This window comes from Achromobacter sp. NFACC18-2 (assembly GCF_900108985.1).
In the GTDB taxonomy this organism is placed as follows: domain Bacteria; phylum Pseudomonadota; class Gammaproteobacteria; order Burkholderiales; family Burkholderiaceae_B; genus Achromobacter.
In genome coordinates, this window is the sequence record NZ_FNYM01000007.1 from 170,291 (window position 1) to 183,462 (window position 13,172).

At 66.3% G+C, this 13,172-nt stretch carries 14 protein-coding genes; 3 read left to right on the top strand and 11 right to left on the bottom strand.

The annotated features are described in order from the left end of the window. Positions 1-4: 4 nt before the first annotated feature. From BMW75_RS13025 to BMW75_RS13075, 11 genes are all read right to left on the bottom strand, one after another. Positions 5-178, bottom strand: coding sequence for a hypothetical protein (locus tag BMW75_RS13025; RefSeq protein WP_092579810.1), 174 nt, complete (start codon positions 176-178; stop codon positions 5-7). Beyond that, a complete protein-coding gene (locus tag BMW75_RS13030) occupies positions 175-1,362 on the bottom strand; it encodes a D-alanyl-lipoteichoic acid biosynthesis protein DltD (RefSeq protein WP_076518738.1) in 1,188 nt (395 codons plus the stop codon). The genes BMW75_RS13025 and BMW75_RS13030 overlap by 4 nt, the downstream gene beginning before the upstream one ends. Continuing rightward, positions 1,340-1,579 (bottom strand): acyl carrier protein, encoded by a 240-nt coding sequence (locus BMW75_RS13035; RefSeq protein WP_008159625.1) that lies wholly within the window; start codon positions 1,577-1,579, stop codon positions 1,340-1,342. Before BMW75_RS13035 ends, BMW75_RS13030 begins: the two co-directional genes overlap by 23 nt. Before the next feature lie 395 nt (positions 1,580-1,974). Continuing rightward, positions 1,975-2,478, bottom strand: coding sequence for an outer membrane lipoprotein (locus BMW75_RS13040; RefSeq protein WP_076518737.1), 504 nt, complete (start codon positions 2,476-2,478; stop codon positions 1,975-1,977). 217 nt (positions 2,479-2,695) lie between these two features. Continuing rightward, positions 2,696-3,637, bottom strand: a complete 942-nt coding sequence (locus tag BMW75_RS13045; protein WP_092579812.1) for a carbohydrate kinase family protein — start codon at positions 3,635-3,637, stop codon at positions 2,696-2,698. Between the two features lie 12 nt (positions 3,638-3,649). Next, complete coding sequence (locus tag BMW75_RS13050; RefSeq protein WP_092579814.1) at positions 3,650-4,978, bottom strand: DUF3426 domain-containing protein; 1,329 nt, start codon at positions 4,976-4,978, stop codon at positions 3,650-3,652. Positions 4,979-5,002: 24 nt separating this feature from the next. Beyond that, positions 5,003-5,935, bottom strand: coding sequence for a 50S ribosomal protein L11 methyltransferase (prmA, locus tag BMW75_RS13055; RefSeq protein ID WP_092580028.1), 933 nt, complete (start codon positions 5,933-5,935; stop codon positions 5,003-5,005). A 111-nt stretch (positions 5,936-6,046) separates the two neighbouring features. Further along, positions 6,047-7,393: an acetyl-CoA carboxylase biotin carboxylase subunit gene (accC, locus tag BMW75_RS13060; RefSeq protein ID WP_092579816.1), complete on the bottom strand. Its 1,347-nt coding sequence runs from the start codon at positions 7,391-7,393 to the stop codon at positions 6,047-6,049. 9 nt (positions 7,394-7,402) lie between these two features. Then, positions 7,403-7,861 (bottom strand): acetyl-CoA carboxylase biotin carboxyl carrier protein, encoded by a 459-nt coding sequence (gene accB, locus BMW75_RS13065; protein WP_092579818.1) that lies wholly within the window; start codon positions 7,859-7,861, stop codon positions 7,403-7,405. A gap of 88 nt (positions 7,862-7,949) precedes the next feature. Next, positions 7,950-8,384, bottom strand: a complete 435-nt coding sequence (aroQ, locus tag BMW75_RS13070; RefSeq protein ID WP_076518732.1) for a type II 3-dehydroquinate dehydratase — start codon at positions 8,382-8,384, stop codon at positions 7,950-7,952. A gap of 89 nt (positions 8,385-8,473) precedes the next feature. Further along, positions 8,474-9,007: a TlpA family protein disulfide reductase gene (locus tag BMW75_RS13075; RefSeq protein ID WP_092579820.1), complete on the bottom strand. Its 534-nt coding sequence runs from the start codon at positions 9,005-9,007 to the stop codon at positions 8,474-8,476. 97 nt (positions 9,008-9,104) lie between these two features. On the opposite strand from BMW75_RS13075, the gene mpl reads away from it, so the two are divergent. The 3 genes from mpl (at position 9,105) to BMW75_RS13090 (ending at position 13,154) form a co-directional block, all read left to right on the top strand. Next, positions 9,105-10,475 carry a UDP-N-acetylmuramate:L-alanyl-gamma-D-glutamyl-meso-diaminopimelate ligase gene (mpl, locus tag BMW75_RS13080; protein ID WP_092579822.1) on the top strand — a complete coding sequence of 457 codons (1,371 nt, stop codon included), beginning with the start codon at positions 9,105-9,107 and terminating at the stop codon, positions 10,473-10,475. Positions 10,476-10,559: 84 nt separating this feature from the next. Beyond that, positions 10,560-11,159 carry a YqiA/YcfP family alpha/beta fold hydrolase gene (locus BMW75_RS13085; RefSeq protein WP_092579824.1) on the top strand — a complete coding sequence of 200 codons (600 nt, stop codon included), beginning with the start codon at positions 10,560-10,562 and terminating at the stop codon, positions 11,157-11,159. Positions 11,160-11,234: 75 nt separating this feature from the next. Further along, positions 11,235-13,154, top strand: coding sequence for a ribonuclease catalytic domain-containing protein (locus BMW75_RS13090; protein WP_076518728.1), 1,920 nt, complete (start codon positions 11,235-11,237; stop codon positions 13,152-13,154). Positions 13,155-13,172: the final 18 nt, after the last annotated feature.

The following is a 13,172-nucleotide window of genomic DNA, read 5'->3' on the forward strand; positions in this document are numbered from 1 at the left end:
GCGCTCAGAACTGCTGGTATTGGAATTCGACCTTGATCGGCCCGCCGCTGCCCGTCGTGGGCTGCGCCTGCAGCACGAACACGAGGATCACGCCCAGGTACAGGCACAGGTGCCAGAAGAAGCGGCGCGCCCACGGCGCGCCCGCATTGCGGGCAGGGTCTTTACGAAAGAATTTCATCGGGAAAAGTACTCCGCAATGCCTTGGTCGGCCATGGCCCAGCCAAGTTCGGCCAGGTGCATGTCGTCGCGCAACATCCCTGGTTCAAAGGGAATGCTGTAGAGGTCCAGGCACCCCATCTGATAGCGCGTGCACATGCCGGTGATGGCGTCCACCACCGGATCGAACCGTTCGACGTCCAGGATGAGCTTGGGGTTGAACGGCTGGATCACGAAGTACGCCTTGACCTTGCGCTTTTGCAGCAAGGCCATCACGCGAGAGAGGTCGCCGAGTTCGGTGCGGGTGATCGGATCGACGTCGGCGAATTCGTTGCGCGCGGGCGAGTACAGCGGCGCGAGGTACTGCTTGTAGTAGTCGTCGCGCACGTCGTAGGGGTTGTTGCCGCCCAGGGTGCGCTCGACCTCGCGCGCCTCGTGCGTGATCCTGGACCACTGCCCGCTATCCAGGCGGGCGGACTTGGGCCACGACACATAGCGATGCGCGGGGACGGACAGCTTGCTGCGCGGCTTGTCGGGGGCCGGCTCCTTGCGGGCCTCCCACCAGAGCGCGAGCTTGTCCTTGAGTTCGGAAACCTGGCCATTGGCGATGAGCCACAGCAGTCCCCAGTTCGCGTTGTCGCTGATCCAGTTCTGCATCTGCTCGCGCGTGCTGGGCTGGTCCCACAGCCGGTCCCAGACCGGGCCTGTGACGTGTTCGGCGAAGGCGCTGCGCGGCAGCTGGCCGCCGGACGCGAACCAGGCCGGCGACAGCATGATCACCAGCCGCGTATTGGGCGTGAGCGAATCGGCCACCGATTCCAGCACGCTGACGATGCCATAGGACTGGAACATCGCGTGCCCGTAGGCGAGCGTGGGCACCTTCAGCTCTTGCGGGAAGAAGCGGTAGGGAACGAAGCGCAGGTCGTGGCTGGAGAGTTCGGACGAACCAAGGACCACCAGCGTGCCATCGCTCAGGGCATTGCCCAGGCGGTTCAGGTTGACGTGCTGGGTGCCCCAGTCCGGGCCGAGGTTGGGCAGGTAATTGCTCTTGTCGGCCGCCACGGCGGAGCGCGAGGACGCGGGATTGACGACGCGGGAAAGCAGGTCGTCCGCGCCGCAATACGCGGCCACCGCCAACGCCACGGCCGTCGCTGCCGCCGCGGCGTGCGACAGGAAGCGGGTATTACGAAGTATGGGCAGCGACATAGCCGGCTAACACGCGGACCGACTGAAGGTGCTCTGCGATTTCGGGAGCCGGAATGCTGCATCCGTACTCGGACTCGACAGCCAGCGTGATGTCCACGGCGGCGAGCGAATCGACCAGGCCGGTGGCAATCAGTTGCGTGTCGGGGGTGACTTTCTTCATGACGATCGACTCGACGATCTCGCCGATCTTGGTGTGGAGTTCTTGCTCGGTGTGCATAGGTAGTGCAGCCTAACGTTGCCTTTCGGCAAACCATCCCCCGCCCCGGGATTCAGGCGACGAGGATACAGAAAAGAGCTGAAACCAAACTGAAAAATTCCAGCCAGCCAACGCGGCGTTCGGATGCAGGTGGTTACATTAAATCCGGGCTGCCGCGCCGTCGCAATCATTGCACTTCGGCCGTGGAATCGCCATGAAACTTATGGTTGAAATGGCGAGAAAAGGCTCGGAAAGGTAACGCCTTCGGGTAAATCCCGGGGCGCCGCGTTGTGGCCGAGCGACACATTTTTACGTTTAGGGAACGCGCCGCATCCGCCCCGCTTCGGCGACGCCCCAGCCGCGTCGTGACGAAAAAAAAGCCCGCGCATGCGGGCTTTTCGGGAAGGCGGGGAAGATTACATCGGCGTGACGCGGGTGGGACCGGCGCCGCTGATGACCTGAACGCGCTGGCCCACGCTGATGGGCACATCCGCTTCCTGGGCGACCACGCGGGTTTCGCCGTTGTCCAGGCGCACCGTGATTTCCAGGCCGGAGTTCTTCTGGGCGCGGTTTTCCACGGCGTTGCCGGCCAGGGCGCCGAGAATGACGCCGCCCACCGTGGCGATGGTGCGGCCCGTGCCGCCCCCGATCGCGTTGCCTGCCACACCGCCCAACGCGCCGCCGGCCACCATGCCGACGCCGCTGGATTTGTCATTCTGGATGACGATCGGACGCACGCCGGTGACCGTGCCGGTACGGACGATCTGTTCGCGTTGCGCCTGGTCATAGCTGTACACGCCGCTGGAAGCGCTGGGGTTTGCGCAACCGCCAAGGACCGCCACCGATGTCACAACGGCCGCGACGGCCAACCAGCGGCCAGTGCGCGGCGTCACCAGGGAAAAAGACTTTATATGATTCATTTGGACTCCTCGTTCGGGCACTGCCGACGGAGATTGATCATACTCCGCCCAAAAAGGCCGGCAAGCGGGACAGCAACAGACTGAAACGCGCCGCCAGAAGCTGCAAACTGCGGCAAGCAACAACGGGCTACAGCCCGTTGCCTCTTGAAGTTGCGCTGCCGGTTCGACCCCGGCGTTGCGTCGCGGTTCCCGAAAATCCCGGAACGCCCCGCGCCGGTCAGGCGGGCAGATGGATGCCGTAGGTGGCGTGCAGCACGGCGTCGATCTCGGCGCGCGTGGGGGCATGATTCTGCGGGCCGCGCGAGGCGATCTTGATCGCGCCCATCACGTTGCCCAGGCGGCAACTGTCTTCCCAGTTCCAGCCGCTGGTCAGGCCATGCAGCAGCCCGCCGCGTTGCGCATCGCCGCAGCCCGTGGGGTCCACCACCTGCGACGCGCGCACGGGTGCGATCTGGATAGTCCTGCCTTCGGTGTGCAGGGTGGCGCCCTCGGCGCCGCGCGTCACCACCACGGCCTGCAGGCTTCGCGCGATGTCGGCGACGCTGCGGCCGGTGCGCTGCTCGACCACGCCCGCTTCGTAATCGTTGACGGTCAGCGCCTGCGCCAGCTTGAGCATGCGCTCGAGGTCGGCGCCGTCGAACAGCGGCATGGCCTGGCCCAGGTCGAAGATGAAGGGAATGCCGCGCTTGTGCAGGCGTTCGGCGTGGGCAAACATGCCCTCCTTCGCGTCCGGCGCCACGATGGCCCAGGCGGCGTCGGCGTCGCTCAGGTCGTTCTGCGCGGCGAAGGACATGGCGCCCGGATGGAAAGCCGTGATCTGGTTGTCGTCCAGGTCGGTCGTGATGAAGCACTGCGCGGTGAAGGTGTCGGGGATGACCTTGACGCGGCTGACGTCGATGCCCAGGTCCGACAGGCGCTGCATGTACTCGCCCGCGTCTTCGCCGACCGTCGCGACCGGCACCGGCGTGCCGCCGAGCAGGTTCATGTTGTAGGCGATGTTGCCCGAGCAGCCGCCGTATTCCTTGCGCATGCTGGGCACCAGGAACGACACGCTCAGCGAGTGCATGCGGTCGGCAAGAATGTGCTCTTTGAAGCGGCCTTCGAACACCGCAATGGTGTCGAACGCCATCGAACCGCAGACCAGAACAGGGGTTGCCATGCTTGTCATCCTTTACGGAAAAAACTTGTCGAGTTGGTAGCCATTGACCTGAACGCCGGTCACTTCGATGGGGACGGAAATCTTCAACGCGGCCTGCGGACCGAATGGGCCGCCGAGCTGCTGCGGGGTGAGGTAGTCCTCGGGCCTGAGCACCTTGCGCACGACCACCGTGTCCGACAGGTCGTTCAATTCCAGCACCAGCGCCGGCCAATGCTGGGGCTTGTCGTGGCGGTTGTGCAGCATCACGGTCAGCACCAGCCGGGTGCGCCCGTCGTCGATCGCGGCGGCGCCCGCGGGCGGCTGCAGCGACGACGACGAAATGCTGATGAGGTCGCGGCGGCGCGCATAGCCCACGGTGCAGTCCAGGGGCTTGCAGACGACCTCCAGGACCGGCCGCAGCGCCGGCACGGAATTGGCGATGTCGGTGCGGTACACGTACAGCAGTTGCAGGCCCAGCGCGATCAGGCCGATGAGGCACGCATAGCCCCAGAGCTTGCGCAGCAGGCCGCTGCGCTCGATGCGGTCCTGGTCCAGGAACTCGGGCGGCGTGCGGCCGACGTCCGTGGCGCTGGAATAGCGCGTGCGCGTATCCCCCAAGACCGGCTCATGGGCGCCGCCGTGGTCGAAGTCGTCTTCGTTTTCGTATTCGTCGTCGCGCTCGGCGTCGCGCACGTCGTCGTGGTCGCGGGGCGCGTTCCAGTCGGTGGCCGGTTCAACCGCCCGCGCGGCGACGATGGGCTCGCTGCGATAGCCGGCAGGGCGTGCCGCGGGCGCGATCGGTGAGATCGGTGCGACCGGCGCGGCTTGGCCGGTGCGCCGCGGCTCGGGATCACGCAGGAACGGTTCGTCGTCGTCGGCGTAGTCCGCGTCTTCGTCCAGGTCGTCTTCGGGAAGGGTATTGTCCGGTTCCGCGCGGCGCCGGATGTCATCGCGGCCGCGCAGCACGGCGGGCGGGATCGCGGGTGCGGGCGGAATCGCGGGTGCGGGCGGGATCACGGGCGCCGGGGCGATCGCGGGCGCCGCAGGAATCGCCGGCTCGTCTTCCCAAGGCAGGATCACGCGCGGTTCGACGTGGGTTTCAGGAGCCGCCGAGGCGACGCGCGAGGGCGCGACAGGCGGCGCCAGCACGGGCGCGGCGACCGCCGCGGCGGAGGACGGCAACGGCGCGCTGGCCGGCGGCGTCGGGGCGACGGGCGCTCCCGGCGCGGAAACCAGGCAGGCGCGCCCATCGAACACGGTCGAGCAGGCGCCGCAGCGCACCAGGCCGTTGCGGACCCGGAGCTGGTCAGGCACCACCTTGAACGAGGTGCCGCACTGCGGGCAGCGGGTGGTCAGAGCCATGATGCGCGATCCTGCGGCCGTGGATCAGGGCTTGCGGCCGTGCAGGCAGACCCAGCCGTCGCGCGCGCGCCAGACCGACATGGCGAGCCAGGGCGCGTAAGCGGCCGCGACCTCTTCGGCCTGACGTTCCAGCACCCCCGACAGCACCAGATGCCCGCCGGCGGCGACGCGGCCGGCCAGCATGGGCGCGAGCACCTTCAGGGGATTGGACAGGATGTTGGCGACGACCACCTCGAAGGTGCCGTCGGCCAGGGCGTCGGGCAGCATGGCCTGCAGTTCGACCTTGTTGACCTCGGCGTTGAACGCCGTGCTCTGCACCGCCTGCGCGTCGATGTCGACCGCCTGCGTGGGACCGGCGCCCAGCTTGCGCGCCGCGATGGCCAGGATGCCGGAGCCGCAGCCATAGTCCAGCAGCGTGGCGCCGGCGGGCAGTTCGGCTTCCAGCCAGGCCAGGCACAGGTGCGTGGTGGGATGGCTGCCGGTGCCGAAGGCCAGGCCCGGGTCCAGTTCGATGTGGATGGCGCCGGCCTGGTCGGGAACGGCCGCCGCATCCAGGCCCGGCACGTCGGGATTGTCGCGATGCCAGCTCGGGACGATCCAGAGACGCTCGGCGATGTGGATGGGGCCGAACTGCGACTGCGTCAGGCGCACCCAATCGGCGTCCGGCACGTCGCGCAGGGTCCAGCCGTCAAAGACCGCCGGGTCGAGCTCGCCGACCTGGGCCGCTTCTTCCATGATCTGCGCGGGATCGGCGCCGTCGGGCAGCAACGCGACGACGCGGTTGCGGTCCCAGGCCTGGACGTCGGGCTCGGTGCCGGGCTCGCCGAACAAGGGGCGTTCGACGTCGGTGCCGAAGTCTGCGTCTTCGACGGAGACCGACAGCACGCCCGCCTCGAGTAAAGCGTCCGACAGGGCTTCGGCCTGCGCCTCCGAGCATTGCAGCACGAGTTCACGCATGATTTTCTCTTCCATCTGGTCAACGGGCCGCGACATGCGCCGCGGCCCGCTCGACCTCAAAACTTCAACAAGGCAAAACGCAAAAGGGGCCCCGCAAGGCCCCAAAGCTGGTCAGGGACGCTGCGCCAACTTGTGTTCCAGATAGTGGATGCTGGTGCCGCCTTCGATGAAGCGGGCGTCCTGCAGCATTTCGCGGTGCAGCGGGATGTTGGTGGAAATGCCTTCCACCACCATTTCCGACAGCGCGGTGCGCATGCGGGCCAGCGCCTGGTCTCGCGTATCGCCGTAGGTGATCACCTTGGCGATCATCGAATCATAGTTCGGCGGCACGAAATAGCCGTTGAACGCGTGCGAATCGATACGCACGCCGGGACCGCCCGGCGTATGCCAGTTGGTGATGCGGCCCGGGCTGGGCACGAAACGGAACGGATCTTCCGCGTTGATGCGGCATTCGATCGCGTGGCCCTTGAACGCGATGTCGCGCTGGCGCAGGGTGAACTTTTCGCCGGCGGCGATCAGGATCTGCTGCTGCACCAGGTCGACGCCGGTGATCAGCTCGGTCACCGGGTGTTCCACCTGGATGCGGGTGTTCATTTCGATGAAATAGAACTCGCCGTTTTCATACAGGAACTCGAACGTGCCGGCGCCGCGATAACCCATCTTGCGGCAGGCGTCGGCGCAGCGGTCGCCGATGCGTTCGATCAGGCGGCGCGCGACGCCCGGCGCGGGCGCTTCCTCGATGACCTTCTGGTGGCGGCGCTGCATGGAGCAGTCGCGCTCGCCCAGCCAGACGGCGTTGCGGCCGCCATCGGCCAGCACCTGGATTTCGATATGGCGCGGGTTCTCGAGGAACTTCTCCATATAGACTTCCGGGTTGTTGAACGCGGCGCCCGCTTCGGAACGCGTCATCGTGACGGCGTTCAGCAGCGCGGCCTCGGTGTAGACCACGCGCATGCCGCGGCCACCGCCGCCGCCCGCGGCCTTGATGATGACGGGATAGCCCACTTCGCGCGCAATGCGAATGATTTCCTGCGGATCGTCGGGCAACGCGCCTTCCGAACCCGGCACCACCGGCACGCCGGCTTCGATCATGGCGCGCTTGGCGCTGACCTTGTCGCCCATCAGGCGAATCGTGTCGGGACGCGGGCCGATGAACACGAAACCGCTCTTCTCGACGCGATCGGCGAAGTCGGCATTTTCGGACAGGAACCCGTAACCCGGGTGGATTGCCTCGGAATCCGTGACTTCGGCGGCCGAGATGATGGCCGGCATGTTCAGGTAGCTTTCACGCGACGGCGCGGGCCCGATGCACACGGATTCATCGGCAAGGCGCACGTACTTGGCTTCGCGGTCGGCCTCGGAGTGAACGACCACGGTTTTGATGCCCAGCTCGCGGCAGGCGCGCTGAATGCGCAGGGCGATTTCGCCCCGATTGGCGATCAGGATTTTTTCGAACATGTTCAGCTATCAGCCAATGACGAACAGGGGTTGACCGTACTCGACGGGCTCGCCGTTTTCGACCAGGATTTCTTTGATGACGCCGGCCTTGTCGGCTTCGATTTCATTGAGCAGCTTCATGGCTTCAATGATGCACAGCGGATCGCCTTCCTTGACGGTGGCGCCCACGTCGACGAACGGGGCGGCGCCCGGGTTCGGCGAGCGGTAGAACGTGCCCACCATCGGCGCCTTCACGACATGGCCCTGGATGACCGGGGCGGCGGGCGCTGCCGGAGCGGCGGGCGCCGCAGCGGCCGGCGCCACGGGCGCCGAGGCCACGCCGGCTTCGGGCTGGTGGTAGGCCACCGGCTGCAGCGTCTGCGAGAACTTGACGATTCTCACCTTGCCTTCGCCTTCGGTGATTTCCAGCTCGGCGATGCCCGATTCAGCGACCAGGTCGATGAGGGTTTTGAGTTTTCGAAGATCCATAGAAGCTGCTTCCCGAGATAGTGTCGGCGTCGTCCCAGCGTCGGGTTCGCGCCGTATAAGATGTAAAAGCGGTGGTGTTGTTGCGAGATCAGTGCCGCACTGCGTAACGCAGCGCCGCCTCGTAGCCATCCGCGCCCAGGCCGCTGATCAGGCCCAGCGCCAGGTCGGACAGATAAGAGTGATGCCTGAACGGCTCTCGCTTATACAGATTGGACAAATGTACTTCAATAAATGGGATCGCGACCCCGGCCAGCGCGTCGCGGATGGCGACGCTGGTGTGTGTATATGCCGCTGCGTTGATGATGATGAAGTCTGTGCCGTCTTGCCGGGCCGCCTGGATGCGGTCAACCAGCGCACCTTCGTGGTTGCTTTGCCACGCAGTCAGCGTGGCGCCCAATTCGCCTGCGAGCAGTTCGAGACGCTCATTGATCTGGGCAAGGGTGAGACTGCCGTAGATATGAGGTTCCCGGGTGCCAAGCAGGTTCAGGTTCGGGCCATGCAATACCAGTATGTTTTGCGCCATGCGCTTGCCAATGAGTGGATTGCCAATTGTTGGCAAAACAGCCGATAAACCAGCTTTTTACGCCAATTCCTATTATTTGTCCAACAGACTTACGCCTTCAAGCCGGCAAGGGTGCTATCCAGGTCATCAGGCTGAATTTCACCCAATATCTTCCGGTTAATTCCGCCATCTGCGTTGAAAACAATGGTAAATGGGAGGCCACCGCTAGGATTACCCAGCTTGCGCAGGGTGTCGATGGCGCCCGGCCCGATCACCCACAACGGGTAGGAAACCCGGACTTTCTGGACAAATTTTTGCATGTTGGCGGCAGAATCCACGCCGATACCGACAAAGCGGACATGCGGGTATTTTTTCTGCAGGGCATCCAGTTCCGGCATTTCCTTGACGCAGGGCGCGCACCAGGTTGCCCAGAAATTGACCACCATCGGCTGGCCTTTCCAGCCGGCCAGGGAATGCGAGGCGCCGTCCAGGTCCGGCAGTTGCATCCGCATCAGCGCGGCAACCGGATCGCCGGCATCGGCCCCGGCCGCGGGGCTTTTGTCCTTGCGTCCCAGCAGGGTCAGGCCGCCCGCGACAGTGGCGGCGACCGCGACGGCGGCGGAGAGAAGTAGGCGTCGATTCATGGCGCGATGATAACCGTTGCCGCCGTTTTACGCCGCACGGGCGTGGCGCCGGCTTGTCTTGCCTCTATATATACAATGCAGGGCAGGAGAATTATCAATGCACCTGCACATTCTTGGCATCTGCGGCACGTTCATGGGCGGCCTGGCGCTGATCGCGCGGGCGGCCGGCCACAAAGTCACCGGCTGCGACGCGGGCGTATACCCGCCGATGAGCACGCAGCTGTCCGAACAGGGGATCGACCTGATCGAAGGCTTCGGCGCGGAGCAATTGGCGCTCAAGCCTGACCTTTACGTCATCGGCAACGTGGTGAGCCGCGGCAATCCGCTGATGGAAGCCATCCTGGAATCGGGCGCCCGCTACGTGTCGGGCCCCCAATGGCTGGGCGACAACATCCTGCCGGGCGCGCACGTCCTGGCCGTGGCGGGCACGCACGGCAAGACGACCACCAGCTCGATGCTGGCCTGGGTGCTGGAAGCCGCCGGCATGGCCCCCAACTTCCTGATTGGCGGCGTGGCGCAGGACCTGCAGGTATCGGCGCGCTATGACCCGGCGCGCCGTCCCTTCGTGATCGAAGCGGACGAATACGACACGGCCTTCTTCGACAAGCGCTCGAAATTCGTGCATTACCGGCCCCGCACGGCCATCCTGAACAACCTCGAATACGATCACGCCGACATCTTCCCCGATCTGGCCGCAATCGAAACGCAATTCCACCATCTGGTGCGCACGATCCCCGGTTCGGGACGCATCATCCGCCCGGCGCAGTCCGAGGCGCTCGACCGCGTCATTGCGCGCGGATGCTGGTCCGATACCGTCACGTTCGGTGCCGATGGACTGTGGCAGGCGGGCGCGCCGGACGCCGACGGCGCCTTCGAGGTGGTCCGCGCGGGACGCCCCGCCGGCACGGTGCGCTGGACGCTCACCGGCGAACACAACCGCATGAACGCCCTGGCGGCCCTGGCCGCGGCCGAGCACATCGGGGTGCCTGCCGAACAGGGCATCGAAGCCCTCAGCCGCTTCGGCGGCGTCAAGCGCCGCATGGAACTGCGCGGGACGGTCAATGGCGTCAAGGTCTATGACGATTTCGCCCACCATCCCACGGCCATCGCCACCACGTTGGAAGGCCTGCGCCGCCAGGTCGGGCCGGCCCGCATCCTGGCCGTGCTGGAGCCCCGTTCCAATACGATGAAGCTTGGCGCCATGGCCGCCCGGCTGCCGCAGGCCCTGGCCGACGCCGACCTGGTGTTCTGCTTTGGCGCCCGCTCGGGCAAGCACGCGCTGGGCTGGAACCCGGACGAGGTGCTGGCCCCCCTGGGCGACCGGGCTTGCAGTTACGATGACATGGACGCGCTGGTGGACGCCGTGGCCGGCGCCGCCCGTCCGGGCGATCAGGTGCTGGTCATGAGCAATGGCGGCTTCGGCGGCATCCATGGCAAGCTGCTGGAGGCCCTGCGGGCGCGGGCCTGAGCGCCGCGCCCGGCCACTGCCCGACAGGCGGGCTCCCGGACTCCTGGATTCCTGGATTCCCCAACGCAGACGGAAACAGCAAACATGATCCTTTATCTACACGGTTTCCGCTCTTCGCCCGAGTCCTTCAAGGCCCGCATGATGGCCGACGCCATGGCGGCGCGGGGAATGACGCACGCGTGGTCCTGCCCGCAGTTGCCCGCCAGCCCGCGTGAAGCCATCGCCCTTGCGCTCGGCATGGCGCGCGACCGCCTGGCCAGCGCCGCCTCGCCCCGCGAACTGACCGTGATCGGTTCCTCGCTGGGCGGTTTCTATGCCACCTGGATCGCCGAGCAGCTGGGCTGCAAGGCCGTGCTGCTGAACCCGGCGGTCCACGCCGCGCGAGACCTTGCCACCCAGGTCGGCGAGCACCACATGTATCATTCCGGCGCGCCGTTCGTTTTTTTGCCCGAGTACGTAGACGAACTGGCCGCCATCCATGCCCCGCGCATCACGCAACCCGACCGCTACTTCCTGGTCGCCGCCACCGGCGACGAAGTGCTGGATTGGCAGGAAATGCGCGATCGATACGCCGGCTGTCGCCAGCGTATCGTGCAGGGCAGCGACCACGGGCTTTCCGATTTCGCGACATGGATGCCCGAAGTGCTGGATTTCGCCCTGGCCGGCGAACCGGTACGCCCTTGATAATCAGTATCGACTTTCAACACCCATAGAGCTGCGCAAGGCGGCGCCAGTGCGCCGCCCAGGACGATTCCCACCATGTATGTGTTTTACGAAGACGACGGCAGCTTCAAGGCCGGCCATATCCTGTCCGAGACCGACGCCAGCCTTCAGGTGGAGTCGGAGTCGGGCAAGCGCAGCAAGATCAAGCGCGCCAACACCCTGTTCACCTTCACCGCGCCCGACCCGGCGGCGCTGATGAGCCAGGCGGCGGCCACCGCCGAGACGCTGGACCTGCAGTTCCTGTGGGAATGCGCGCCGCAAGAGGAATTCGATTCCCCCGCCCTGGCTGCCGACTATTTCGGCCACGCCCCCACGCCCGTCGAACAGGCCGCCCTGCTGATGCGGCTGCACGGCGCGCCGGCGTACTTCCATCGCCGCGGCAAGGGCCGCTATCGTCCGGCTCCGCCCGACATCCTGGCCGCCGCCCTGGCCGCCCTGGAAAAGAAGCAGCGCCAGGCCGAACAGCAACAGGAATGGGTCGACGAAATGGCCGCGGGCCGGCTGCCCGAGGCGATCGCCCAGGTGGCCGAGTCGCTGCTGGTGCGCCCGGACAAGAATTCGCAGCAATGGAAGGCGCTGGATGCCGCCTGCGCCAAACTTGGCAAGACCCCGGACCGACTGCTGCTGGACCTGGGCGCCTGGCCGCATGCGCTGGCCCTGCACAAGCGCCGCTTCCTGGCGGTCAACTTCCCGCGCGGACTGGCCTTCCCCGACCTGGAACTGCCGCCCGTCGCCCAGGAATTGCCGTTGTCGGACGCGGAAATCTACTCGGTGGACGACGTCACGACCACGGAAATCGACGACGCGCTGTCCGTGTCCAGCCTGCCCGACGGCCGCGTGCGCGTCGGCATCCACGTGGCCGCTCCCGGCCTGTCCGTCACCCGCGACAGCGAGTTCGACAAGCTGGCCCGCGCCCGCCTGTCCACCGTCTACATGCCCGGGGACAAGATCCCGATGCAGCCGGACAGCGTCATCCAGGCGTTCTCCCTGGACGCCGGGCGCGCCGTGCCCGCGCTCTCGCTGTATGTCGTCGCCAACCCCGAGACCGGCGAGATCCTCGAATCGGAAACGCGCCTGGAACGCATCGTCGTGCGCGAAAACCTGCGCCACAACATGCTGGACAGCCAGGTCACCGAGGCCAGTCTCGCCGACCCGTCGGCCGACCTGCCTTACGGCCACTGGCTGCGTCCGCTGTGGAAGCTGGCGCAGGCCCTGTCCGCCCAGCGCGAAAACGTGCGCGGCAAGCCGGAAAACAATTCGCGGGTGGAATACAGCTTCTACCTGGACGGCAACCCCGACGACCCCGACACCCCGGTGCGCCTCGTCCCGCGCCAGCGCAACGCGCCGCTGGACCGCATGGTGGCCGAATACATGATCCTGGCCAATAACCTCTGGGGCGGCCTGCTGAACCAGCACGGCGTGCCGGGCATCTACCGCTCGCAACAGGCGGGCCGCGTGCGCATGAGCACGCAGGCGCTGCCGCACGAGGCCATCGGCGTGCCCCAGTACGCCTGGAGCACGTCCCCGCTGCGCCGCTATGTCGACCTGGTCAACCAATGGCAGCTGATCGCCGCCGTGGAACATGGCGTATCGGCCCGGCTGATCGCCCCCTTCAAGCCGCGCGACGCCGACCTGTTCGCGATCATCGGCGCGTTCGACGCGCAATACGCGGCCTGGGCCGAGTTCCAGAGTGCGATGGAACGCTACTGGTGCCTGCGGTGGCTCAAGCAGAACGGCGTGACCCGCACGGTTGCCCATGTCCTGCGCGAAGACCTGGTGCGCTTTGCGAACGCCCCGCTGGTCACCCGCGTCGGCGGCATGCCCGAACTGGAGCGCGGGACCGCGGTGGAGATCGACATCCTCGGGGCGGACGAGCTGACGCTGGAGCTGGATTGCCGGTACGTGGGCCAGGTGAAGGACGAGACGGCGGCGGATGCCCCGGCACCCGACGCCTAGTCCATCCGGCCGAGCTGT